Here is a 24,210-nt window from a genome sequence, read left to right as displayed (position 1 = left end):
GTCCTTCCGTGTCGGTCCGGGCCGTCAAGGGCGCTCCTTCGTCGCGTCGCTTCGCGATGTCGCTGCGCTCCACCCTTGACTGCCCGGCCCGCCCCCGGACACTCCACCGGCCCCGAGTACACGGCCCCCGCCACCCGAACTCCCGATGGACTCTTCCGGCGCCGACTCGACAGGCTGCCCCGCCCCCGCTGGAAGGCAGTCCCGCGTCCAGGGGCGTCCTTCCCGCTGGTCCCCGACGAGCACGTCGATTCCGCGGGTGCGGCCGCAGCCGCTCAGATCCCGCCGTGCCGGGCCTCTCCGGTCAGCGGGCCCCGCGGCCCCGCCCCCGTCTCGTCCGCCGCCCCGCCCGCCCGACCCCCGCCCCGCCGATCCCGCCGTGCCAGCCGCCCCCGGTCGGCGGGCCCCCGCGGCTCCGCCCCTGCCCCCCGCCCGGTCGGCTTTGGGTGGCTGGGTCCCCGCGTTTGGGGCGTTCGGGGGGTGCGTCGATTAAGGTGACCAGGTGAAGATCGCCCTCATGGACTCCGGAATCGGCCTCCTCGCGGCGGCCGCCGCGATGCGGCGGCTGCGGCCCGACGTCGATCTGGTCCTCTCCTCAGACCCCGTCGGCATGCCCTGGGGGCCGCGTACCCCCGCTGATCTGACCGGGCGGGCCCTCGGCGTCGCCCGGGCCGCCGCCGGGCACCGGCCGGACGCGCTGATCGTGGCCTGCAACACCGCCAGCGTGCATGCCCTGCCGACCCTCCGGGCCGAGCTCGAGCCCGGGATCCCGGTGATCGGGACCGTGCCGGCGATCAAGCCCGCCGCCGCCGCGGGCGGGCGCATGGCCATCTGGGCCACCCCCGCCACCACCGGCAGCCCCTACCAACGCGGGCTGATCCGCGACTTCGCCGCCGGGGCCCGTGTCACCGAGGTGCCCTGCCCGGGACTCGCCGACGCCGTCGAGGCGGGGGACGACACCGCCGTCGCCGCGGCCGTCGCCGCAGCCGCCGCGCTGACCCCGGCCGACGTCACCGACATCGTCCTCGGCTGCACGCACTACGAGCTCGTCGACGCGCCCATCCGGGCCGCCCTGGCCGAGCGGACCGGCGGCGCCGACCTCCGCTTCCACGGCTCCGCCGAGCCCGTCGCCGTACAGGCGCTGCGCCGCCTCGGCGCCCTCCCCGAGCCGGGCCTGCCCCGTACCGGAACCCTGACCGTCCTGCTCAGCGGGCAGGAGGGGACGCTCCCCGCCGCCGCGCTCGGGTACGCCGAAGGGCGGCTGCTCGCCGGCGCGGGAGCGGGCGCGGCCGTCGGGCGATGACCCCGCAGGACCTCGCCCTCGTCGCGGCCGCCACCGATCTGGCCCGGAACCGCTGCCGCGGCGAGGAGCACACCCGTGGCGGCGGTGGCCCGCGCCCGTGACGGCCGGACCGTCGAAGGCGTGAACGCGTACCACTTCACCGGAGGCCCCTGCGCCGAGCTCGTCGTCCTCGGCGCGGCCGTCGCGCAGGGCATCCGCGAGCTCGACACGATCGTCGCGGTCGGGGACCGCGACCGAGGGGTGCTCCCGCCGTGCGGCCGCTGCCGCCGGGTGCTCCTCGACCTCCACCCCCGGCTGCGGGTGATCCTCCGGTCCGGCGGCGTCCTGCGGGCCGTGCCCGTGGCGGATCTTCTCCCCGAGCGCTACGTCCGCTCTGCGAGCGACTGAGCGAGCGTGCGCAGCCCGTCCGCGTCCAGCACCCGGTCCCCGAACCCGGGCAGCGGCACGTGCAGCGGAGCGGTCCACTGCCGCGGGATCGCCGCCTGCCCGTAGCGGGCCCCGGCCAGGGTGCCGGTGACCGCCGCCACCGTGTCGGTGTCCCCGCCCAGGTCCACGGCGGCCCGTACGGCCTCGGCGAACCCGGTGGTCGTCCGCAGCGCCCACACCGCCGAGCCCAGGCAGGGCCACACGGCCCCGTTGAACTCGGTGGCCAGTCCCGGATGCCAGTCGGGGCCGAGTACGGTCCGGTACCGCTCGCGGTGGTCCGGGTGCACCGCGCCGAGCGCCTCGGGGAGGGCGGCCAGCGGATCGCCCCCGTCGAGAGTCACCCGTACGAGCTCGTGCAGTACGGCCGTGCCCTCCCAGGCCGCCCGGTCGCCGTGCGTCAACGCGGCGATCCGCCGGGCGGCGTCCATCGTCGCCTCGCGCCCCGCGGCGGCGAAGTACACCGCCGAGGTGGAGGCCCGCATCAGGGAACCGTTGCCCGCCGCCCGCGCGTTGATCTGGAAGTGCAGGGCGGCGGCCAGGTCCCAGGCCTCGCCGTTGGTCAGCACGTCCTCCGTCTGGAGCCCGATGTCCTTGGGTGCGCCGGCCGCCCAGCGCTGGAACCGCCCGAAGATGTCGGGGAGTTCGAGACCGCCGTGCTCCAGCAGGGACTCGCCGACCAGGACCGCCATCTGCGTGTCGTCGGTCGCCTCGCCCGGATCCCAGCCGCCGCCCCCGCGCATCTCCTTGCCGCGCGCGGTCAACTCCCCGGCGGGCCCGAACTCGTAGGGCGCGCCGAGCGCGTCACCGACGGCCGAGCCCAGAACGGCGCCCACGGCGCGGTCGAGTCGAGTGATCACGGTTCCTCCTCGGGCGGTTCGGGGCATACGCAGGCCAGTACACCGCGCAAGTCTTCCAGGTCGTCCGGGCCGGCGGCGAGGGTGTCCGCACCCCGGCCACCCCATACGGGATCGCGCCGTGCAGCGCGAGGGTGAGGGTGCGGGCCCGGTCGGGGCCGGCCGTCAGCCCGGCCGCGCGCAGCAGGTGCGCGTGCGCCGCGAAGTCCGCCGCGCCGATCGGGTCAACTGCCGAAGCGGCCGCCGAACAGCTGCGTGCCGCGTTCGCTTCATGACGGCCCGACGCCCCGCCCTGCGCGACGCGCTCGTCGGCTTCCTGTCAGGCTGAAGCGCCCGGAACGGGCGAAGCGGTCGGGGCGCGCGGGATCTACGCGCTCGCCATCCATCGCTCGAGCTCCTCCCCGGACACGTCCTCCAGGTGGGTCAGGAACACCCACAGATGCCCGAACGGGTCCCGGAGGATCGCGGTCCGGTCGCCGTGGAACTGGTCGGCCGGCGGCTGGAGCAGCTCCGCGCCCTCGGCCACCGCCGTCCGAACGAGCGCGTCCACGTCCGGTACGAACACGTGCAGCGCGACCGAGGTGCCGCCCAGCTCCGGCGGGGCGGTGAAGGGGCCCTCGGAGGTGTCCCCGAGCATCAGCACGGCCCCGCCGATCCGTATCTCGGCGTGCATCACCCCGCCCTCCGGGTGGTCGAGCCTGAAGTCCTCGACGGCGCCGAAGGCCCGCCGGTAGAAGGAGAGTGCGGCGGGCGCGTCGGCCACCATGATGTGCGCCACCACCGCCGTGCGGTAGCGCTCCGGAACGGTCTGCACCGCATGCTGTTCTGCCTCGTGAGTGGTCATGCGGGCGACCGTAGGACCTCGAGTTCGCTTGAGGTCAAGGCCGGTCGGGCGCGCTCCGACGCGCCCGCGGCCGTGCGGGCGGGAGGCAGTGGCGCACATGCGGAACGTGAGTACGCTGCTACACATGACGGTTCACCCCGCAGGTCCGCTGTGGACGGGCCGGGCCTCCAACCGCGCGCAATGGCTGCTCGCCGCGGCCGGTGCAGCCTGTCTGGCACTCGGAATCGAGCTCGCCGTCGACTCGTCCTGGACCGCCGGCATCGCGCCGCTGCTCATGTCCGTGATCGGCTGCCTCGCCGTCGGGCTGCTGATCCTCTACGGCACGCTCGCCTTCGTGTACGTCGCCGTCACCGTCGACGCCGAGGTCGTGGAGGTCCGCTGCGGCCACATCGGACTGCCGCGCCGGAAGATCCGGCTCGCGGAGGTGACCTCCGCGGAGTTCCTCCCCCGGATCACCCCCCAGCAGTGGGGCGGCTGGGGCTACCGCTGGCGCCCCCACAAGGGCACCGCGGTCATCGTCCGCCGCGGCGAGGGGATGGAGCTGCAGCTCGGTGACGGCAAGCGGTTCACGGTCACCGTCGACGACGCCGAGAACGCGGTCCGGGTCATCCGCGCCCATCTGCGCACCCTCGCCCGCTGAGCCGTTTTCCCGCCCCCGACGGGTGGGGACGTACACTCCGCCAAATGAGCAGCAGCATCACCCGAGACCCGGGCCGCACCGCCGAAGCGGAAGCCGGAACCGAAGCCGCCGCATCCCGCTGGAAGGGGTGGGCGGCCTCCTGGGCGGCGCGCGCCGTCCTCGCCACCGGCTCCGGCGTGCTGCTCTACCTGAGCTTCCCGCCCCGCCCGCTGTGGTGGCTGGCCCCGTTCGCCCTCGCCGTGCTCGGCGGCTGCCTCCACGGCCGCCGCGCCCGCGCCGGCTTCGGCCTCGGCTTCCTGCACGGCCTCGGCTTCCTGCTGCCGCTGCTCGTCTGGACCAGCGAGGGCGTCGGCCCGGTCCCGTGGATCGCCCTCGTCACCCTCGAAGCCCTCCTGATCGGCCTCACCTGCCTCGGGATCGCCCTCGTCAGCAGGCTCCCCGTCTGGCCCCTGTGGGGCGCGGCCGTCTGGATCGCGGGCGAGGCACTGCGTGCCCGAGCCCCCTTCGGCGGCTTCCCCTGGGGCAAGCTCGCCTTCGGCCAGGCGGACGGGTTCCTCCTGCCGCTCGCCGCCCTCGGCGGCACCCCGCTGCTGTCCTTCGCCGTCGCGCTCTGCGGATTCGGGCTGTACGAGGCCGTGCGCCTCGCCCTGGCCCACCCCCGCCGGGCCACCGCGGCCCTCGCGGCCCTCACCGTCGCCGCCCCGATCGGCGCGGCCCTCGCCGCCCGCCCGCTGGTGTCCGACGCTCCCGAGGACGGCACCGCCGTGGCCGCCGTCGTCCAGGGCAACGTCCCGCGCGCCGGGTTCGACTTCAACGCCCAGCGCCGACAGGTCCTCGACAACCACGCCAACCGGACGCTGCAGCTCGCCGCGGACGTCAAGGCCGGCCGGGTCCCGAAGCCCGACTTCGTGGTCTGGCCGGAGAACTCCTCCGACATCGACCCGTACACGCAGCCCGATGCGTACGGCGTCATCGACAATGCGGTCAAGGCCATCGGCGTGCCGGTCGCGATCGGCTCCGTACTGGCCCCGGAGACCGGCCCGCTGCGCAACACGATGATCCTCTGGGACCCTGTCAAGGGCCCCACCGACACCTACGACAAGCGCAAGATCCAGCCCTTCGGCGAGCGCATCCCGATGCGCTCCGTCGTCCGGCTCTTCAGCTCGGACGTGGACCGGGTGCGCCGCGACTTCGGCCCCGGCAAGGACCCGGGCGTCTTCGACATGGGGGGCAGCGGGGTCGGCATGGTCACCTGCTTCGAGGCCGCCTTCGACGACGCCGTGCGCTCCACGGTCCAGGACGGTGCGCAGGTGATCGCCGTGCCGAGCAACAACGCCACCTTCGGCAGGTCGCAGATGACCTACCAGCAGCTCGCGATGGACCGGGTCCGCGCGGTCGAGCACAGCCGGACCGTGCTCGTCCCCGTCACCAGCGGTGTCAGCGCAGTGATCCGCCCCGACGGGGAGATCGTCCGGCGGACCGAGATGTTCACCGCGGACGCGCTGGTCGCCGAGATCCCGCTGCGCTCCACACAGACCCCGGCCACCCGCTTCGGACCGCTGCCCGAGTACGCGCTGCTCCTGCTCGCCGCGGGCGGCCTCGGCTGGACTCTCGTCCGCCGGATCCGGGCCCGCCGGGCGGCCTGACGCGGATCCCCGCGCGCGGCCGTAGGGTCGGGGGATGACCACACCTGAGTTCATCCGCACGATCCGCGCCTCCGCCGGGAACCAGCTGCTCCTGCTGCCCGGGGTCACCGCCATCGTCTTCGACGACCGGGGGCGGGTGCTGCTCGGCCGGCGCTCCGACACCGGCCGGTGGTCCGTGGTCGGCGGGATAGCGGAGCCGGGGGAGCAGCCCGCGGAGACGGCGGTGCGCGAGGTGTACGAGGAGACGGCCGTGCACTGCGTCCCGGAGCGGGTGGTGCTGGTCCAGATGCTCGCGCCGATCACCTACCCGAACGGCGACGTCTGCCAGTTCCAGGACATCACCTTCCGCTGCCGGGCGACCGGCGGGGAGGCCCGGGCCAACGACAGCGAGTCGCTGGAGGTGGCCTGGTTCGAGCCGGACGCCCTGCCCCCGCTGGAACACTTCGCGGTGGACCGCATCCGCCGCGCCCAGCGCAACGAGCCGACCTGGTTCGCGGCCCCGGCGGGATCCGCGGGGGACGACGCCGTGTCCGAGGATGACCTCGGCGCCCTGCCCGCCGTACCGGTACGGACCCGTTTCCACACCGACGCCGTGCACAGCCTCGGGCACGGCTGACGGCCGGGCGCGGGGGTCAGCCCGCGGAGACGGCTGCCTCGCGGTAGAGCTCGAGGGCCTGGTCGCCCATCACCGCGCTGTACGAGACCTCCGGGACCGTGCCGCCGCCCTCGTAGCCGCCCAGGACACCGGCCAGGGCGCCGTCCGCCAGCCACGGGCTGCCGCTCGTGCCGCCGCTGAGATCGGGGCAGTCGATCCGGCGCTGGGTCTCGCTGAACAGGCTCGTGGTGTTGGCGCAGCGCAGCGGGGTCTCGTCGGTGCTGGGGTAGCCGAGGATCGTCACCGTCACGTCGTCCGGCTGCTCGGTGACCACCTGGAAGGCGCCCACCGCGTCCTCGATGCGCCGGGTGCCGCCGTCCGCCGGGGCGACCGTGGCGAAGGCGACGTCCTGGTCCGGGTCCCGCCCGTCCGTCCAGCCCGGCGCGACGTACACGCCGGTCAGCTTCCACATCCCGTACGGGGCCTTGCCGTCCCGGTAGCCCGGCGCGAACACCGTCGTGTCCGGGTTGTCCAGGCAGTGCGCGGCGGTGGCGATCACATCGCGGTCGGCACTGCGCACCACCGCGGCGGTGCAGAAGTGCCCGCCGTCGAGCCCGCCCGCGAAGAGGGTGCCCACCCGCTTCGCCGCCGGGTCGGACCCGGCCTCCGCGGTGACCCCGAGCGGCGGCACGGCCGCCGCGTCGGGCAGGTCCACGCTCAGCAGGGCGGCCATCGCGGCCAGCGCCAGCAGGATCCGGGACGCCTGCCGGGTGCGGGCGCGGTGGGCCGGTCGGGGAAGCATGCGCTGGATCATGCACTGAGCCTCCCCGCAGAAGCTATGCCCGGAGCCTGGTATTCCATATGAATGAGCTGTGAATCCGGGCTCCGCAGGCGAGGGCGCGGCACTCGGGCGAGACTGGCAGAGGCGCCAAGGGGGGTCCAGGAGGTGTCCTGCCATGACCGCACAGCGCCGCACGCCCGTGGTGTTCATCCACGGCCTCTGGCTGCATTCCACGAGCTGGGAGGGCTGGGCCGATACCTTCAGCGACGCCGGGTACGAGCCCGTCGTGCCGGAGTGGCCCGGGGTCCCGGGCACCGTCGCCGAGGCCCGCCGCCGGCCCGACGACCAGGCGGGGGTCGGGCTCGTCGAGATCTCCGAAGCACACGCGAAGGTGATCCGCGACCTGCCGGTCCGGCCCGTCCTCGTGGGGCACTCGGTGGGCGGGTTCATCGCGCAGCACCTGCTCGGCCAGGGCCTCGCCGAGGCCGCCGTGGCCATCTGCCCCGGGCAGATCAAGGGCGTCAAGGCCATCGCCCCGGCCCAGGCCAAGTCGACGTTCGCCGTCCTGCGCGACCCCGGCAACACCCGGCGGTCCGTCTCGCTGAACCGCGAGCAGTTCCGCTACGGCTTCGCCAACGCAGTCTCCGAGGAGGAGGCCGAGGAGCTCTTCGAGGAGTGGACCATCCCGAGCTCCGCCCGCCCGCTGTTCCAGCTGGCCCTCGGCAATTTCACCCCGCACTCCCCGACCAAGGTCGACACGGAGAACGAGACCCGCGGTCCGCTGCTCCTGCTGTCCGGCAGGCTCGACCACACCGTCCCGGACCTGCTGACCCGCTCGACGTACAAGCAGTACCGCCATTCCCACGCGACCACCGAGTACCAGTGCTTCGAGGACCGCGGCCACTCCCTGACCGTCGACCACGGCTGGCCGGACCTGGCCCGGGCCTCGCTCTCGTGGCTGGGGTCCCACAGCGCGGCGGCGCACCCGCACGCCGCCTGACCGGCCGGCGCCGGGGCGCTCGTACAGCGCCGGCTGCGCTCGTACACCGTCACCGGCGCTCGTACACCGTCACCCGGCGGCCCCGGACCTGGCGGTCCTCCACCACCGTGAAGTGCTCCTTCAGCACCGCAGCCTTCGCCGCGTCCCTGGCGGCGCCCGACGGCTTCGCCACCTTTGCCGCGTCCGTCACCAGCAGCACCCGCCGCTGCCCGAGCAGCGCCGCCCGGATCCGCGCCGGGTCCGCCTCCTCGCCCTTGAGGGTGGCCGAGGCCACCGGGCTCCGCTCCAGGGCGATGTCCGCCAGCCCCGCGAAGGCGCCCGGGGAGACCAGCGCCGTGTCCCGCCGGGCGGCCGGCACGAACAGCACCGCGTCACCGGGCCGCCCCAGCCGGGCCACCTCGCCGGCCACCGCCAGCACGTCGTCGACCCGGCTGGCCGGAGCCCGCTTGTCCAGCTCCAGCGGCAGCATCGCCAGCACCGCGATCCCGACCACGCCCGGTACGAGCAGGGCCGCCGCCCTCGGGGACCGGGGCCGGGCGGCCCGTACGGCAGCGCCCAGCGCGGCACCGATCAGCAGGGCCAGACCCAGCATGGAGAACAGCACGTACCGGTCCAGGAACAGCGGCTGGACCAGGGAGATCCCGATCAGGGCCAGCTGCGGCACCGCCAGCAGCGGCAGCCCGACCGCAGCCGCCGACAGCCGGCCGACGCGCGGCCGGTCCAGCAGGGCGCAGCCGCCGCCGACGGCCAGCAGGATCGCCGGGCCGATCATCATGTGCCAGGTCAGCGGCGGTATCCAGGACACCTGGTCGGACTGGCTCCGGCTGAACAGGACCAGCGGCAGCGCCCCCGCGACGGCGCACGCCCCGTACGCCGCCCAGCGCAGCCACACACCGCGCCCGGCCCGCACCCACCACAGTGTCGCCGCGTGGGCGGGCAGGATCAGCAGCGACAGCCAGTTCAGCAGCGCGCACACCAGCACCGCGACGGCGTACGCCGCCCACCGCGGCCAGGCCCGCCGCCCGGGCGGTGCCGACAGCAGCGACACCAGCAGCAGGGTCGACAGCCCGGCGCCGGCCGCGACCAGCGCGTACGGGCGGCCCTCCTGGAGGTAGAACTGCACGGCCGGCAGCAGTCCCAGCGCCAGCCCGCCACCCAGCCCCGCCCAGAAGCCGGCCAGCCGCCGCCCGACGAGGGCCACGCACGCCGCGGCGGCCGCCACCGCCAGCACCGACGGCAGCCGCAGGGTGGTCGTACTCGCCCCGAACAGCTCGAAGAGCCCGTGCATCAGCAGGTAGTACAGGCCGTGCACGGCGTCGACGTTGCCGAGCATGTCCCGGATCTCGCCCGCCGACCGCCCGGCCACCTGCCAGGTCGCCGCCTCGTCCCGCCACACGCTGTCCTGCCGGGAGAGCCCCCACAGCCCGAGTCCCAGCGTCCACACGACCGGAACCAGCCACACGAGAATCCGCCGTCGGGCGGCGGGTCTGCCGTCGGAGCCGTCGTCGCAGCTGCGGGCGGACCTGCCGGCGGATATGTGGGATGTCATGAAACTGATCGGGTCCTCGGTGCGCGGCTCGGGCGGAAGCGCCCAGTCTATGGACGACACGGACGGTTTCCGGACCGGCTGTTGTGCACCGCGGAGCGTGATCGCCGGGCCCGGCCGCCCCTAGCCTCGCCGCAGGAGCAGGAGCAGGAGCAGGAGCAGGAGCAGGAGCAGGAGCAGGAGCAGGAGCAGGAGCAGGAGCAGGAGCAGGAACGAGGGGCGGTTCCCGGTGAACTGGCTCATCCACGACTACCGCGCGAGCGATCTCGCCGCTGTCGTCCATCTGATCGACACCACGGCCGAACTCGGCCAGGAGTCCGTCTTCTCGCTCGCCGAGTGCATCAGCGCCCTCACCGACCGGCAGCCGTGCGTGGTCGCCGTCCACCAGGGCGTCCCGATCGGCGCGGCCCTCGCCTGCGTCACCGGCGAGCGGGCCTGGGTGATGCGGATCGCGATCGGCGCCGGCTGGCGCGGCCGGGGCCTGGCCAGCGCGCGGGCCGCCTCGGGCGGACGGACGCTGCCGTGGCTCCCGCCGCACCGGGCCGGTGGTCCCGTCGCCTGCCGTCCCTCAGCGGGCGCAGCGGTACGTGAACCGCGTCGCCGCGGTGCGCTGCCCGGGCGAGACCAGCCGGAGCTTCGCCTCGGCCGCGTAGCTGCCCCGGCCCTGGAAGGTCCACAGCAGGTGCAGCCGGGCCTCCTTCCTTCCGCGCGGCACCCGCTCGGTGAGCTGCTCCGACTGCGTGCCGTCGGAGCGGATCCACCGGTACGTGAGGGTCCCCGGCCGCCCGTTGGTCCGTACGACGGCCACCACATCGGCGGTGGAGTCGCAGCCGGGACCCTGCGGGTCGGCGGCGGCGACCGTCACGTCCCGCACCTCGAGGGCCGGGCCGTACCGCTGCCAGCCCAGGTACGCGAGCACCGCGAGCAGGACGACAGCGGCCAGGGTGTACCGGCGCCATTCCCAGCGCCGGGGCTGCGGCACCGGTTCGGCGACCACGGGGAACGGCGCCGGCATGGCGGCCGTCACCCCGGGCCCGAACCGCAGGACCGATCCCTCGATCCGGTCGGGCACGGCCTCCTGCGGCTGCGGCGGTCCGCTGAACCAGTGGCTGCCGAGGACGGTGGCGCTGTAGTCGTCGTCGCTCATGAGATCGTGCACCGCCTGATGAAGACCTGGTCGGTCGGGGAACCATTGCCGGCGGCGGGCTTGGTGGTGGCCCGCACCCCCCAGTAGCAGCCCCGGCCGGAGAAGGCGTGGGCCTTGACCAGCGGCGCCGCGGCGCCCGGCTGGTAGGTGAGGGTGTCCGGCGAGCCGTCCGGCGAGCCCAGCTTCCCCTCCGCGTCACCGTTGAACCACTCCAGCACCACCGTGACCGGCGCGGTGCCCTTCGCCTCGACAGTCACGGTCGCCTGGCCGAGCGAGGGACCCGTCTCGCGGAGGGTGACGGACACCGCGCCGACGACCACCGTGGGCTTCGGCGAGGGCGGCGGGGTGGTGGGCGGCTTCGTCGTCGGCGGGGTGGTCGTGGGCGTCACCGTCGGCGGGTGGCTCGGGCTCGGGGTGGGCGACGGGGACGGGGACAGGGAGGGCGAAGGGGACGGCGAGGGCGTGGCGGACACACTCGGGCCCGGGGCCGGCGCCGGGCCCGCACCGCCGGGGCTCGCGCTCGACGTCGCGAACGCGTTCAGCGCGGAGGCCCCGACGGGCTCCCCGCCGGACGCGCTGTAGGTGAGCGCCGCCAGCACCCCAAGGACCAGCGCCGCGCCCGCCGCGACCAGGCCGCGCCGGCCCGGGGCCCAGCCCGCCGAGTTCCCGATCGAGGTCGTCGCCACCGCCGTGGTCCCCGCGGCCGGGGCGCCCGCCGAGGGGAACAGCAGAGGCAGCAGCGCGGCCAGCGCCGCGAGCTTGCGCTGCCCGCGCTCCTCCCAGTCCGGCCCGTACGCGGCGAGCGCCACGCCCTCCAGTTCCGCCACGAACGCCTCGGCGTTCTCCGGCCGCTGCTCCGGGGCCTTCGCCAGACCCCGCCGGATCAGCGGGCGCACCGGCTCGGGGGCCTCGGTCTCCGGGACCGGCGCCTCCATGTGCTGGACGGCGAGCTCCGCGAAGTTCTCCCCGGCGAACGGCTTGCGGCCGGTCAGGCACTCGAAGAACGTCGCCGTCGCCGCGTACACGTCGGCCGCGGGCGAGGCAGGCCGGCCCTGCCACTGCTCGGGGGCCATGTACGCCGGTGTGCCGGCCACCCCGGGGGTCGTACCGCGGCGCGCCGCGATCCCGAAGTCCACCAGCTTCGAGGAGCCGTCGGAGGCGACCAGTACGTTCTCGGGCTTGTAGTCGCGGTGGACGACGCCCGCCCGGTGCGCCGCGGCCAGGCCCAGCAGCGAGCCCTTCAGCACCACCAGCGCGGCCTCGGGATCGGCCTGCCCGGCCTGCTTCAGCAGGACGCGCAGGGAGATCCCGTCGACCAGTTCCATGACGATGGCGGCGCCGCCGGGCCCCTCCACGTACTCGTACAGCCGCACCACGTACGGCGTGTCCAGTCCGCCGAGCAGCCGGGCCTCGGCCCGGAACTCCCCGACGAACGCCGGGTCCTCGCGCAGCCGGTCGCTGAGGTACTTCACCGCGACCGGCGTGCCCGTTGCCTCGTGCACGGCGAGGACCACGCGGCCGCTGCCGCCCGAGCCGAGCTCCCGGACGTGTGCATAGCCGGGCACCGTCCACACGTTCTTCATCGTCTGCCCCCGTCGGCGGCGTCACCGAGACCCAGGCCCGGTCGTTCCGAGCGGCCACACCGAGGGACACGGTTTCCGCCACGGCTGGTTCCCAACCCTGCGGGGCGTCTCACACGATGCTCACGCCGCGGCCCGAGCCGCGCCGATCATGGCGTGCAGCCGGTCGGCCGTCGCCCTCCCGAAGCCCGGGTCGTTGATGTGGGTGTCGTAGTCGTAGAGCCGCGCGGAACTGCCCCGCAGCCCCTCGCGCAGCGCCGAGAACAGGGCCCGGTCCGCGCCGGGATCGTGGTAGGTGCCGCCCGGTGCACCGAGCGTGGACAGGCCGCGGAGCGGGATGCAGACGGCCGTGGGGCCGGTCGCCGCGCGGAGTTTGGCGGCGATCCGGCGGCCGAGCTCCGTGCACTCGGCGGGGGTCGTACGGATCACCGTGATGGACGGGTTGTGGACGTGGACCCGCCGGTAGCGGGCCCGTTCGGGCAGGGTCTCCAGCGGGCCGAACTTCACCATGTCCAGCGCTCCCAGGCTCACCACCTGCGGAATCCCGGCCCGCCCGGCCGCGCTGAGCCGGTCGGGGCCGGCGGTGAGGATGCCGCCGCACAGGTCGTCCGCGAGCTCGCTGAGCGTCAGGTCGAGCACGCCCGCGAAGATGCCCTGGCCGGCCAGGGTCTCCAGGGTGCGGCCGCCGGTGCCGCTGACGTGGAAGACGAGGACCTCGTAGCCGAGTTCGGTCAGCCGTTCGCGGGCGGCGTCCACGCCGGCGGTGGTGACGCCCGCCATGCTCGCCGCGATCAACGGGCGGGAGCCGGCGCCGAGCCGGGCCGGGCGGTGCAGCTCCATCGAGGCCCGTTCGAAGGCCTTGGCCATCCCTGCGGCCGCTTCGACCGCGTTCGCCATGACCGGCGCGGAGATGCTGTTGATCCCCGCGATGTCCACCACGCTGTACATCATCGCGATGTCCGAGGATCCGACGTACGGAGCCACGTCCCCGGACGCCATGGACGAGACCATCAGCTTCGGCACGCCCAGCGGCAGCGCGCGCATCGCCCGGGTGGCGATGGAGGTGCCGACGCTGCCGCCTATGGCGAGCACCGCGTGCAGCCGGCCCTCGGCGTGCAGGCGCAGCAGCGTCGCCTCGGCGCCTCTGGCCATCGTGGCCACGGCCGCACCCCGGTCGTCAGCCGTGCGTAGTTCCGACAGTTCCGTTCCCGCTGCCCGGGCCACCGCTTCGCGCGGTATGTCCGCGGGCACCCGGGGGTCACCCATGATTCCTGTGTCGACCATGATCACTTCGACGCCGGTGCGCAGCAGCCCCTCGCGCAGCCAGCCGTACTCGACACCCTTGGTGTCCAGGGTTCCCACCAGCACGACGTTCGTCATATGTGCAATGTCCACGGAGGCGGGGTTTGTTGGCAAGTCAAGGTCAGGTCAACCCTCCAGGAGTCCCAACAGCCTCTTCAGGAAGGGGATTTGAGAGGGAATCAGCTTGGTTTCGGCCGCGGGGGGAGAGAACCAGGCCACCTGGTCCAGTTCGGGGAACTCCTGCGTCCGGCCCGAGTGCGGGGGCCATTCCATCGTGAAGGTCCCGGGCACCATCAGCGCCGGATCGAGGTCCGCCCGTACGGCCCAGATCGTCACCAGCTTGCCGCCCGGGATCCGCAGCTCGCCCAGCGGGAGGTACGGGCCCTCCGGCGGCGGCAGGCCGATCTCCTCGGTGAACTCCCGGCGGGCCGCGTCGATCGGGGTCTCGTCCGGTTCGTACTCGCCCTTCGGGATGGCCCAGGCCCCGTCGTCCTTGTGCTCCCAGAAGGGGCCGCCCATATGGCCGAGCAGTACCTCGACGGCGTCGTGCGCCGAGGTGGTGGGCTCGGCGGCCGTGCGGAACAGGAGCAGTCCGGCGCTGCGCTTCTGGGTCATGCGTGCATGTATGCCCCGCGGGCGGGCGGGTCAGTGGGTCAGCGGGTCCGGCGGCGACCGGCGACCGCCGGTCGGCCGTCAGTGGTCGTGCGGGCCCTGCCGGTGCACCGGGCCGTGCGCGTCCGCGCAGTGCGGGTCGGCCGGGTCCTCGCCCGGGCGGCCGACGGTGAGCAGGGCCTCCTGCGCGTGGTCCACCTGGAGGGTGGTGTGCGTGATCCCGTACTCCTTGTCCAGCAGCCGCTCCAGGTCGCGGCGTACGGCGTGGCAGTCGCCGGCCGGTTCGACGAGCACGTGCGCCGACAGCGCCGCCTGCCCGGAGGTGATCGTCCAGATGTGCAGGTCGTGCACCTCGGTGACGGGCGGGTGCCCGACGAGCCGGTCGCCCACCGCGTCCGGGTCCATGTGCGCCGGGGCGGCCTCCAGGAAGATCCGGCCGGACTCACGGACCAGTCCGTAGCCCGCCTTGACCATCAGCACCACGACCACGAGAGTGGCGATCGCGTCGGCCTGGACGAATCCCGTCGTGAGCACGATCAGACCGGCGACGGCGGTGCCGATGAAGGCGAACAGGTCGTTCAGGATGTGCTGGTAGGCGCCCTCGACGGCGAGCGAGGAGCGGTTCGCCCTGGAGATGCACCACGCGGCGGCCACGTTCACGACGATGCCCGCGAGCGCCGTCACGAGGACCAGCCCGCCCGCCACCTGCGGCGGGTCGATCAGCCGCCGGACCGCCTCGTACGCCAGCCAGACCGCGAGCATGAGCAGGGTGAGCCCGTTGGCCTGGGCGGAGAGTATCTCCGCACGCTTGAGGCCGTACGTGAATCCGCCGCGCGCCGGGCGGGCCGCGAGCCGCATCGCGATCAGCGCGAGGACGATCGAGACGGCGTCGGTGAGCATGTGGGCGGCGTCGGAGATCAGGGCCAGGGACTGGGCCACGATGCCGATGACCACCTCGACCGCCATGAACGCGCCGATCAGGCCGAGTGCGATGGCCAGCCAGCGCCGGTCGGCATCCGCGGACACGCCGTGACCGTGGCCGGCGTGGCCGCCGGGGCCATGGCTGTGATCGCCGTGGTCGTGTCCGCCGTGGTCGTGGCCGGCGGCGTGGCCGTGGTCGTCGTGCGCGTGGTCGTGCCCACTCATGGCGTCCCCCGTGTGTTCGGTTCCGACGCGTGAAGTGAAGCGCACCGTGACGCAATGGGCAAAGGCGGCAACGGGGACCGTTGTCATTACCCATAAGAGGCCGCTGACCTGCGGTCATGCCGGGCCGGTCGGATCGTGGGAAAATCTGCTCATGGTCCAGCGCCCCGGTGTGCCGACCGCGCCCGAGCTCGTCCTCGAAACCGACACGGGCTCCACCGCGATGAGCCCGGGCCGGACGTACCACGTCGGCCGCGACCCCCATTGCGAGATCTGCCTCGCGGACGCCCGCGTCTCCTGGCACCACGCGATCCTGCGCCCCGAAGGCGACCACTGGACCGTGGAGGACGAGAACAGCACCAACGGCACCTGGGCCGACGGCCACCGCGTCCACGAGTGGAGCGTCGGCGTCGGCAGCGAACTCCGCTTCGGCAGCGCCTTCGACGGCCCGCGCGCCCGGTTCGTCGGCCCGGTCCCGAGAGGCGGGGCCGCCGGCTCCCGGCCGTCCTCGGTGTCCACCCCGTCCCTGACCGGTACCTTCCGCCGCCCCACCACCGTGCGCCCGCTGCCCACCCGGACCGCCGTGCGCATCGGCCGCGCCCCCGAGAACGACCTCGTCATCGACGACCTCGTCGTCTCCCGCCAGCACGCCGAACTGCACGCACTCGCTGACGGCACGTACGAGATCACCGACCTCGGCAGCCACAACGGCACCTTCCTCAACGGCGCCCGCATCGAACGCGCCCGCGTCACCGAGGGCGACATCGTCGGCATCGGCCACACCGCCCTCTGCCTCGTCGGCGACCAGCTCCAGGAGTACCTCGACACCGGCGAGGTCTCCCTCGACGTCCAGGACCTCGCCGTCTCCGTCGACCATGGCCGCAAGACCCTCCTCGACCACGTCTCCTTCCCCGTCGGCGCCAAATGCCTGCTCGCCGTCGTCGGCCCCAGCGGAGCCGGCAAGTCCACCCTCCTCGGCGCCCTCACCGGCCTGCGCCCCGCCGACCACGGCACCGTCCTGTACGACGGACGCGACCTGTACCACGACTACGCCGAACTGCGCAGCCGCATCGGCCTCGTCCCCCAGGACGACATCCTGCACGCGCAGCTCACCGTCCGCCGCGCCCTCACCTACGCCGCAGAACTGCGCTTCCCGCAGGACACCGCCCCGGCCGAACGCCAGGCCCGGGTCGACGAGGTGATCGGCGAACTCGGCCTCGAGCAGCGCGCCGACCAGCCCATCCACAGCCTCTCCGGCGGCCAGCGCAAACGCGTATCCGTCGCCCTGGAACTGCTGACCAAGCCCTCCCTGCTCTTCCTGGACGAGCCCACCTCCGGCCTCGACCCGGGCATGGACCGCTCCGTGATGCACATGCTGCGCGGCCTCGCCGACGACGGCCGCACCGTCATCGTCGTCACCCACAGCGTGCTCAGCCTCGACGTCTGCGACCGGCTGCTGGTCCTCGCCCCCGGCGGGCGCATCGCCTGGTTCGGGCCGCCGGACGACACCCTCGGCTTCTTCGGGTTCGCCCAGTGGCCCGAGGCCTTCGAAGCCTTCGAGAACCAGCAGGGCCGGGACTGGGCGGGGGAGTACCGCAGTTCCCCGCAACACCGCACGTACGTACAGAACGCCGCGCGGCAGCCCCGGCGGGACGGGGACCGGACCGGGGAGGCAGACTTCGCCGCTCCGCCGCCCAAGGCCCAGAGCTGGGGCTCCCAGCTGTCCACACTGATCCGCCGCTACGCCGCCGCGCTCAGCGCCGACCGCACCTTCCTCGTCATCATGATCGCGCTGCCGTTCGTCATGGGCGCCATGACCCGGGCCCTGGCCGGCAGCACCCTCACGCGGGAGACGGCGATCAACGCCCTGCTCATCCTGTGCGTCGGCGGCGTGCTGACCGGCGCGGCCAACGGCGTACGGGAACTGGTCAAGGAGCGTGTCATCTACCAGCGCGAACGGGCCGTCGGCCTGTCCAGATCCGCGTACCTGATGTCCAAGGTGGTGGTGCTCGGCGCCATCACCGTGGCCCAGGCCGTCGTGATGACGCTCGTCGGCCTGTACGGAGTGAAGACCAACGCCCCCGGCGGCAAAGGGGTCTTCCTGCCGCCCCTCGTCGAAATCACCCTCGCCGTCGCCCTGCTGTCCTTCACCGCGATGATGCTCGGCCTGCTGGTCTCCGCCCTGGTCAAGAAGGAGGAGGTCACCATGCCGCTGCTGGTCCTCCTCGCCATCGTCCAGGTGGTCTTCTGCGGAGCCCTGTTGCAGCTGAGCGGCGTGCCGGTGATCGAGCAGCTGGCCTGGCTGGTGCCGTCCCGGTGGGCGCTCGGCGCCATGGCCGGCACCATCGGCCTCGGCGCGATCGTGCCCGGGAAGCTCACCGCCGACCCGCTCTTCGCGCACAGCGCCGGGGTGTGGCTGCTCGATGTCGGGATGCTCGTGGGACTGTCCGTCCTGTTCGGGGTGCTGGTCCTGCGGCTGCTGCGTCGCCACGAGCCCGCGATCATGCGAAAGTAGGCGTCGATGGCCAACCTGACCGGGCCCGGCGACTTCCAGCCCACGCACGTGGTCCCCCGGGAGGGGCTGCCCGCCTGGGAGGAGCCCGACGTCTCCCGGCCCACCGTGCCCCTGGACCCCTTCCTGCCCGTGCAACTGCTGTCCCGGCGCGGGGAGTGGGGGGAGATCCTGTGCGCCAACGGGTGGTCCGCCTGGGTGGACGGACGGCTCCTGGTCGCCGTGCCCGAGCCGCCGCCGACCGGCGGGCGCCCGCTCACGCGAACGGAGGAGGACCCGCTGCCGCTGCTCGCACAGGCCGCCGAGGCCCTGCAGCGCTACCGGAAGGCCGCCGAGGAACTGGCTTCCGGGCGCGCGAACGCCGAGGCCTTCCGGGAGGCGACCCGGGGGCTCCGGGTCGGGATCGTGGTCGACGGGGAGTCCGCCTGGCTGTACGAAGAGGCCACCGGGCGCTGGATGTACGGCGACGGGACCCGCCTCGCGACGTACGCGGTCGGCACGGGACCGGGGGAGCCGGCCGAGCCGGAGCCGCCGGCCGCGGAGGAACGCAGGGCGGGAGCCGCCGCGCGGGCGGACACGGCCACGGCGGCCGGGCGGGAGCGCGGGCGTGAGCCTGGGCGGGAACGCGGCCGGGAACCCGGGCGCGAACCGACGCAGGTCGTGACGCCGCCGGAGAACGGGTGACCCCACGGTGCCCGATCCGCCGGCAGCAGTCGACGAGGTGCCGGTGAAAGGCGCCGGCCGCATCGCCGCAGGACCGGTGGAGCAGCTGCCCGGAGCTCGCCGGGGCGCTGCGCCGGGCCGGAGCGGAAGCGGGCCCCGCGGCCACCACCCGCCCGGACCGGCCGCAGCCGAGTCCTACAGGCCGCGGATGGCCGTGGCGAGGTCCGGGCCGTACGAGGACCAGCAGGTCAGCGTGCCGTCGGGGGCGAGCTCGCCCATGTACCAGTCCTCGTCGTCGCGGGCCCGCACCAGGCACAGGCCGTGGAACGAGAGGATGAGCTCGGGTTCGAGCGCTGTGTCCTCGAGCAGCACGCGGCGATCCGGGGGAACAACAGCGGCGGTGGCGTCGCCGGACAGTGCGCGGATCCGGTCGATGCTCCAGCCGGCGGGCAGGGGTGAGATCACCCGTCGATGATCTCAGGCGGCTTCTCGACGAGACCGCGGCGGTGGACCGGACGGGCCAGCAGGGCCCCGAGGAAGCCCGCGAGCGCGCCCCAGACCAGGGCGAGCCCCACGTTGCGCCACAGCACCGGGCGCAGCACCACCGTCGCGTCGAGCCAGCCCACGTCGCCGATGCCCAGCAGGGACAGGCCGAACCGGGCCTGGAGGGAGACCAGCAGGCACACCGTCAGGGTGGCGAGGGCGAGAGCCACGCTCAGGTGGAGCGCGTGCTGCCAGGCCCGGACGTGCGCCGGGGAGCGTACGGCCGCCAGGAAGCCCGCGCCGAGCAGCAGCACGGCGGCCACGGCCACCAGCCACCAGGCCCGGGGGTCCCGTTGTGCGAGCGAGGCCACGTCGACCCGGGTCAGGTGGGGCCCGCGCAGCACCTCGTCCAGCAATTGCGGCATCGGCAGCCCGAACGGCCCAGCGGCCCTGCCGTCCCAGGCTCCGCCGAGGCCCAGGGTGAGCGCGAACCAGACGAGGTTCGGCAGGCCGAGCAGGATCACGGCGAAGGTCCGGTCCGCATGGCCGCGCGTGGCGGCCACCACCAGGCCGACTCCGAGGCCGAGCACGACGTACGCGAGGAGCAACGCCACGGTGGCGAAGGCGGCGGGCCGCACCGCCGTGTGGAAGCGGACCAGCCGGACCGGGAGCGGCGCCCGGCGCGAGATCAGCAGGGCGACCAGCACCAGGCCCAGGATCCACAGCAGTCCGAAGACGAGGGTCGAGGGCAGGGCGGCCCTGAAGCCGACCTTCGGGGAGGAGTCGAGGAGTTCGCCGAGGTCTGCGACCAGGGAGTCGCCGGTGGTGACGCCGAAGGTCTGGCGGGCGAGGAGCGCGACGCCGCTGAGGGCGAGCAGCCACAGCAGGACCAACGGGACGACACGGGCCATGAGTTCGCCCGGCCGGGCCACCGCCCGGTTGTGCAGCGGGCGCAGGAAGAGCGAGCCGGCCGTGAGGGCCCCGGCGAGGCTCACCGAGAGCGGGAGTACGGACAGGCTCGCGTGGGCGTCGGCCAGGAAGCCGGCCACGCCGGTCACCTCGACCGATCCGCCGGCCGCCAGCACGACGACCGCCGCGACCACCCGGGGGAACGCGCCGCCGGGCAGACCGGTCGCCCCCGCGAAGGCCAGGCCCGCCGCGGCGACGGCGGCCATCGCCGCGAAGCCCGCCACGACGGCGACGAGGGCGTCCCGCCAAGCCCTTGCGGAGCCCCCGGGTGCCGAATTCGGCGATGACGGACTGCTCACGGATGACGGACTGCTCACGCTGCAACCGTAAACACGCTCGGCTTGCGGCCACCACCCGAGAGGCGCACACAATGGTCCGCAAGAGTGCAACAAATCCCGATGTCTCCGGGTCCGAACCGGAGCGTCCGCAGGGGGCCGGAGCTCCTCCGCCCGGGAAGAAGGGCACGTGAGTACGCAACCCTCCGGCCGGGAGCCACAGCAGCCGACACAGTCCATGCAGCCGCCCGCAGAGCGTCCCGCGGGTCCTCCTTCAGGGCCCCTCTCGGGCGGGCAGCAGGGCCCGCCGCCACCCCCGCCGCCCGCTCCGCCCGGTGGCACACCTCCGGGCGGCGGTGGCCCCGGCGGCACGTCACCGGGGCCACCGGCCGGCGGACCCTGGTGGCGGTCCGCGCCCCGGTTGGCCACCGCGCTCGTCGCGGTGGCCGCCGCCGTGGCCCTCGCCGTGGTGCTGACCAGGCCGGGCGGCACCCCTTCCGCCGGGGGCGAGGTGTTCCTGCAGCCCGCCGCCGTGTCCGGCCCGGACCCGTTCACGGAGTCCACCGCGGCGAAGGGGGCCACTCCTCCGCCGCAGACCGCCACGCCGCCTTCGCCGCAGAGCGCGGTGCCCACCACCGGCACCATCGTCACGCGCAGTGTCAGCGGCGCGTCGCCGGGCCTGTACGGCGGTACGAAGGCCGTGGCGAGCTGCGACGTCGAGAAGCAGATCCGGGTGCTGTCCGCCGAGCCCGCCAAGAACAGCGCCTTCGCCTCGGCGCTCGGCATCCAGCCGGCGGCCGTACCCGGCTACCTGCGCTCGCTCACCCCGGTGCAGTTGGGCATGGACACCCGGGTCACCAACCACGGCTACCGCGACGGCAAGGCCACCAGCTACCAGGCGGTGCTCCAGGCCGGGACGGCGGTGCTGGTCGACGCCCGCGGGGTGCCGCGGGTGCGGTGCGCGTGCGGCAACCCCCTGGGGTTTCCGGTCGCGCTGAAGGCCGAACCGAAGCGGTCCGGGCAGCCGTGGAACTCGTACCAGCCCAAGGACGTGGTCGTCATCGCCCCGTCGACGACCGTCGTCCACAAGTTCGTCATCTACGACCGCCACGAACAGCACTGGTTCGAGCGCGACCGCGGCGACCACCGGGCCAAGCACGACAAGCGCGTGCCGCCGCCGGTGATCCCGAAGCCGCCGGTCACGCCGACGCATCCGACTCCGCCGGTCACGACCACCTCGCCGCCCCCGTCGGGACCGCCGGTGAAGCCCACGCGCCCGGGCGGGCTACCGTCCCGGCGCCCTTCCGGGACCCCCTCCAAGTCCCCGGCCGAGACCCCGTCCGGGATACCGTCCAAGCCCGGCATACCGGTCAAGCCCGAGCCCGCGAAACCGTCCGAGCCCGAGTCCGCGACACCGTCCGAGCCCGAGCCCGCGAAACCGTCCAAGCCCGAGCCCGCGAAACCGTCCAAGCAGTCCGCGAAACCGTCCGTGTCCCAGCCCAGGACACCGTCCGCGCCCGGCACGCCGTCCGCCTCGGAAACCGCGTCCGCGCCCTCGAAGGCGCCGGTGACCGCCTCCTCGCCCTCCGCGACGCCGCCCCCGCCGAGCTTGTCGGAACCACCGCCTCCGGCGCCGCCGTCCTCGGCGGCGCCGGAGACGAGGGTGCAGTCGACGGAGCCCGGATCTGAGCCGACCGCGGCGCCCCGGGCCGGTACCCCGGAACAGCCGCCTGCCGCCGAGCGGGCCGACGTCCCCGGCGATGCCGGGACCTGACACGAGCGGGCATACGTCCGTGAAGGGTGAGACCCTGGCTGCATGGCCGAAAGGGGAGCGAGCCCCGAGGTCGACTGGCCTGCGCAGCCGGACATGAGCCTCGCGCTCAACCGTATGGGCACCTTCGACTGGGACCTCGACAGTGGGCAGATGCATTTGGATCCCACCGCCCTCGAGGTCCTCGAGCTGCGCCCCGAGGAGTTCAGCGGCACCCCCGAGGGGCTGCGGGCGCGGGTGTCGCCCGGCGAGGAGGTCCGGCTCGACGCCCGGGTCGCGCAGGCGCTCAAGGACGGCCGGAGCCATTACGGGGCGTACGTCCGGACCCGCCGGCGGGACGGCACCCCGGCCTGGACCCACATCCAGGGCCACATCCTGCGCGATGCCAACGGCCGCCCGTACCGGATCATCGGGATCCTGCGCGACGCCGCCCAAGATCCCGGCGAACCCGGCGCCGGCGGGGAGCAGGCGGAGGGGCGGCGCCGGATGACCGGTGTCGTCGAGCGGACCAGCGCGATCCTGGCCCACGCCCGCACCGTCAACGACGTGACCGACGTCCTCAAGGACCCCGAGGCCCTCGGCCACCTCGGCGCGGTCAGCGTGATGCTCGGGATCGTCGACGGCGGCCGGATCCACCTCGTCGCGGAGGGGCAGCTCGGCTCGTACGTCCCGGAGATCGAGTACACCCGCATCGACGCGCAGTTCCCGATGAGCGAGGCCGTACGGAACTTGCAGCCGGTCTTCATCGCCTCGCGCGAGGAGTTCCAGCAGTGCTACCCGATCCTCTGGCCGTACATCGAGCCGCTGTCCGTGCGCAGCGGCGTCTACCTGCCGCTGATCGCCCAGGGCCGGGCCATCGGCGCCCTCGGGCTGCTGTACCAGCGGGACGGAGACTTCACCGCCGAGGAGCGGAACCTGCTCGTCGCGCTCGGCAGTGGCATCGCGCAGAGCCTCCAGCGCGCCATCCTCTTCGAGCAGGAGCACGACCTCGCGGAGGGCCTGCAGCGGGCGATGCTGCCGCGCCGGATCCCGGAGGTGCCGGGCGCGCGGATCGCCGTACGGTACCGGGCGGCCCGGATGGGGCGGGACATCGGCGGTGACTGGTACGACGTGATCCCGCTCGGCGACGGCCGCGTCGGGGTGATGATCGGCGATGTGGAAGGGCACGACACGGACGCGGCGGCCGTCATGGGCCAGCTGAGGATCGTCCTGCGGGCCTACATCGCCGAGGGACACCCGCCCGGCACGGCCATGGCCCGGGCGTCGACCTTCCTGCGGGAACTCGAGACGGAACGTTTCGCCACCTGTACCTACGCCGAGGTGGACCTGAACACCGGCATGCTCCAGATGGTCCGTGCCGGCCACCTCGACCCCGTGGTGCGGCGCGGCGACGGCACCTGCCACCGGGTCCAGGTGGCCGGCGGACTCCCGCTCGGGCTGCCGCCGCGCGAGAAGTCGGGAACGGGCTCCGGCTACCCCGTCACCAGCTTCGAACTGCACCCCGGCGACACCCTGGTGCTGTGCACGGACGGCCTGCTCGAACGGCCGGACCGCGCCCCCGAGGCAGGCATGCGGGAGCTCATGGAAGCGGTCCACACGGGGCCGGTCGACGTCGAGGAGCTCGCCGACGTCCTGTGCAACCTGGTCGGCGACGCGGGCGCCGGGGACGACATGGCCCTGCTCCTGCTGCGCCGCCGCGGCACCCCCTCCCCGCGCGGCGGCGGCCCGCTGCGCCTGCGGCTCACCCCGGGCGACCCCGAGGGCCCGGCGACGGCCCGGCACCTGATCCGGGCGGCGGTGGCCGCGTGGGGCGCCAGGGAGCGGGCCGACGAGATCGAACTGGCGGCGGACGAGCTGATGACCAACGCCCTCGTGCACACCGACGGCGGCGGCCGGGTCAACGTGCGGCTGACCGCGGAGAGCCGGATCCGGGTCGAGGTCGAGGACTCCAGCAGCGCCCTGCCGCACCGGCGCGAGGCGGGCGACTGGGCGGTGTCCGGGCGCGGCCTGCTGCTGGTGGACCGGCTGGCGGAGGAATGGGGCGTGGAGCCCCGGGGCAGCGGGAAGTGCGTGTGGTGCGAGTTCGTCGTCCCGGGGCATGCGGCGCCCTGAGACGCCCGG

General features: G+C 74.1%; 19 protein-coding genes and 3 pseudogenes. 11 read left to right on the top strand and 11 right to left on the bottom strand.

What is annotated here, in order from left to right; translation table 11 throughout:
• Positions 1-499: 499 nt before the first annotated feature.
• Together AB0I68_RS19245 and AB0I68_RS19240 are read left to right on the top strand one after the other, a co-directional pair.
• Entirely contained in the window at positions 500-1,300 is an 801-nt protein-coding gene (locus AB0I68_RS19245; protein ID WP_363178512.1) for an aspartate/glutamate racemase family protein, read from the top strand.
• Positions 1,297-1,687 (top strand): annotated as a pseudogene (locus AB0I68_RS19240) (cytidine deaminase). Before AB0I68_RS19245 ends, AB0I68_RS19240 begins: the two are co-directional and overlap by 4 nt.
• Here the strand turns inward: AB0I68_RS19240 and AB0I68_RS19235 are convergent.
• Complete coding sequence (locus tag AB0I68_RS19235) at positions 1,663-2,580, bottom strand: ADP-ribosylglycohydrolase family protein (protein ID WP_363178522.1); 918 nt, start codon at positions 2,578-2,580, stop codon at positions 1,663-1,665. The pseudogene AB0I68_RS19240 and the gene AB0I68_RS19235 sit on opposite strands and share 25 nt — an antisense overlap.
• 367 nt (positions 2,581-2,947) lie before the next feature.
• Positions 2,948-3,424 (bottom strand): VOC family protein, encoded by a 477-nt coding sequence (locus AB0I68_RS19230; protein ID WP_363178511.1) that lies wholly within the window; start codon positions 3,422-3,424, stop codon positions 2,948-2,950.
• A 124-nt stretch (positions 3,425-3,548) separates the two neighbouring features.
• On the opposite strand from AB0I68_RS19230, the gene AB0I68_RS19225 reads away from it, so the two are divergent.
• From AB0I68_RS19225 to AB0I68_RS19215, 3 genes and pseudogenes are all read left to right on the top strand, one after another.
• Positions 3,549-4,064 carry a hypothetical protein gene (locus AB0I68_RS19225; RefSeq protein ID WP_363178510.1) on the top strand — a complete coding sequence of 172 codons (516 nt, stop codon included), beginning with the start codon at positions 3,549-3,551 and terminating at the stop codon, positions 4,062-4,064.
• A 44-nt stretch (positions 4,065-4,108) separates the two neighbouring features.
• Entirely contained in the window at positions 4,109-5,710 is a 1,602-nt protein-coding gene (gene lnt / locus AB0I68_RS19220) for an apolipoprotein N-acyltransferase (RefSeq protein ID WP_363178509.1), read from the top strand.
• Positions 5,711-5,744: 34 nt separating this feature from the next.
• Positions 5,745-6,203 (top strand): annotated as a pseudogene (locus AB0I68_RS19215) (NUDIX domain-containing protein); the annotation flags it as partial.
• A 139-nt stretch (positions 6,204-6,342) separates the two neighbouring features.
• On the opposite strand, the gene AB0I68_RS19210 reads toward AB0I68_RS19215, so the two are convergent.
• Complete coding sequence (locus tag AB0I68_RS19210) at positions 6,343-7,119, bottom strand: trypsin-like serine protease (RefSeq protein ID WP_363178508.1); 777 nt, start codon at positions 7,117-7,119, stop codon at positions 6,343-6,345.
• A gap of 142 nt (positions 7,120-7,261) precedes the next feature.
• On the opposite strand from AB0I68_RS19210, the gene AB0I68_RS19205 reads away from it, so the two are divergent.
• Positions 7,262-8,086, top strand: coding sequence for an alpha/beta hydrolase (locus AB0I68_RS19205; RefSeq protein WP_363178507.1), 825 nt, complete (start codon positions 7,262-7,264; stop codon positions 8,084-8,086).
• Positions 8,087-8,135: 49 nt separating this feature from the next.
• Here AB0I68_RS19205 and AB0I68_RS19200 read toward each other — a convergent pair whose 3' ends face one another.
• From AB0I68_RS19200 to AB0I68_RS19175, 6 genes are all read right to left on the bottom strand, one after another.
• Positions 8,136-9,635, bottom strand: coding sequence for a hypothetical protein (locus tag AB0I68_RS19200; RefSeq protein WP_363178506.1), 1,500 nt, complete (start codon positions 9,633-9,635; stop codon positions 8,136-8,138).
• A 565-nt stretch (positions 9,636-10,200) separates the two neighbouring features.
• Positions 10,201-10,779 carry a hypothetical protein gene (locus AB0I68_RS19195; RefSeq protein ID WP_363178505.1) on the bottom strand — a complete coding sequence of 193 codons (579 nt, stop codon included), beginning with the start codon at positions 10,777-10,779 and terminating at the stop codon, positions 10,201-10,203.
• Complete coding sequence (locus AB0I68_RS19190; protein ID WP_363178504.1) at positions 10,776-12,362, bottom strand: serine/threonine-protein kinase; 1,587 nt, start codon at positions 12,360-12,362, stop codon at positions 10,776-10,778. The genes AB0I68_RS19195 and AB0I68_RS19190 overlap by 4 nt, the downstream gene beginning before the upstream one ends.
• Positions 12,363-12,482: 120 nt before the next feature.
• Positions 12,483-13,739, bottom strand: coding sequence for a Tm-1-like ATP-binding domain-containing protein (locus tag AB0I68_RS19185; protein WP_363178503.1), 1,257 nt, complete (start codon positions 13,737-13,739; stop codon positions 12,483-12,485).
• Positions 13,740-13,787: 48 nt separating this feature from the next.
• Entirely contained in the window at positions 13,788-14,276 is a 489-nt protein-coding gene (locus AB0I68_RS19180; RefSeq protein ID WP_363178502.1) for an NUDIX domain-containing protein, read from the bottom strand.
• 78 nt (positions 14,277-14,354) lie between these two features.
• Positions 14,355-15,299, bottom strand: coding sequence for a cation diffusion facilitator family transporter (locus AB0I68_RS19175; protein ID WP_363178501.1), 945 nt, complete (start codon positions 15,297-15,299; stop codon positions 14,355-14,357).
• A 3-nt stretch (positions 15,300-15,302) separates the two neighbouring features.
• On the opposite strand from AB0I68_RS19175, the gene AB0I68_RS19170 reads away from it, so the two are divergent.
• From AB0I68_RS19170 to AB0I68_RS19160, 3 genes are all read left to right on the top strand, one after another.
• On the top strand, positions 15,303-15,452 hold the full coding sequence (locus AB0I68_RS19170; RefSeq protein WP_363178500.1) for a hypothetical protein: 150 nt from the start codon (positions 15,303-15,305) through the stop codon (positions 15,450-15,452).
• A gap of 118 nt (positions 15,453-15,570) precedes the next feature.
• Positions 15,571-17,931, top strand: a complete 2,361-nt coding sequence (locus AB0I68_RS19165) for an FHA domain-containing protein (protein ID WP_363178498.1) — start codon at positions 15,571-15,573, stop codon at positions 17,929-17,931.
• Positions 17,932-17,937: 6 nt separating this feature from the next.
• The gene (locus tag AB0I68_RS19160; protein ID WP_363178497.1) at positions 17,938-18,612 is read left to right on the top strand and encodes a hypothetical protein; all 675 of its coding nucleotides are present in this window, start codon (positions 17,938-17,940) and stop codon (positions 18,610-18,612) included.
• A gap of 174 nt (positions 18,613-18,786) precedes the next feature.
• Here AB0I68_RS19160 and AB0I68_RS19155 read toward each other — a convergent pair whose 3' ends face one another.
• Both AB0I68_RS19155 and AB0I68_RS19150 read right to left on the bottom strand, forming a co-directional pair.
• Positions 18,787-19,056, bottom strand: coding sequence for a hypothetical protein (locus AB0I68_RS19155; protein WP_363178496.1), 270 nt, complete (start codon positions 19,054-19,056; stop codon positions 18,787-18,789).
• Positions 19,053-20,360, bottom strand: coding sequence for a streptophobe family protein (locus AB0I68_RS19150; protein WP_363178495.1), 1,308 nt, complete (start codon positions 20,358-20,360; stop codon positions 19,053-19,055). The genes AB0I68_RS19155 and AB0I68_RS19150 overlap by 4 nt, the downstream gene beginning before the upstream one ends.
• Positions 20,361-20,556: 196 nt before the next feature.
• Here AB0I68_RS19150 and AB0I68_RS19145 point away from each other — a divergent pair.
• Together AB0I68_RS19145 and AB0I68_RS19140 are read left to right on the top strand one after the other, a co-directional pair.
• Positions 20,557-21,579, top strand: a pseudogene (locus AB0I68_RS19145) (DUF6777 domain-containing protein); the annotation flags it as partial.
• Positions 21,580-22,134: 555 nt separating this feature from the next.
• Complete coding sequence (locus AB0I68_RS19140; protein ID WP_363178494.1) at positions 22,135-24,201, top strand: SpoIIE family protein phosphatase; 2,067 nt, start codon at positions 22,135-22,137, stop codon at positions 24,199-24,201.
• Positions 24,202-24,210 lie beyond the last annotated feature (9 nt).

This window comes from Streptomyces sp. NPDC050448 (assembly GCF_040655295.1).
Taxonomy (GTDB): Bacteria; Actinomycetota; Actinomycetes; order Streptomycetales; family Streptomycetaceae; genus Streptomyces.
Note: the sequence above shows the minus strand (reverse complement) of the source record. Positions and strands in the feature narration are given on the sequence as shown.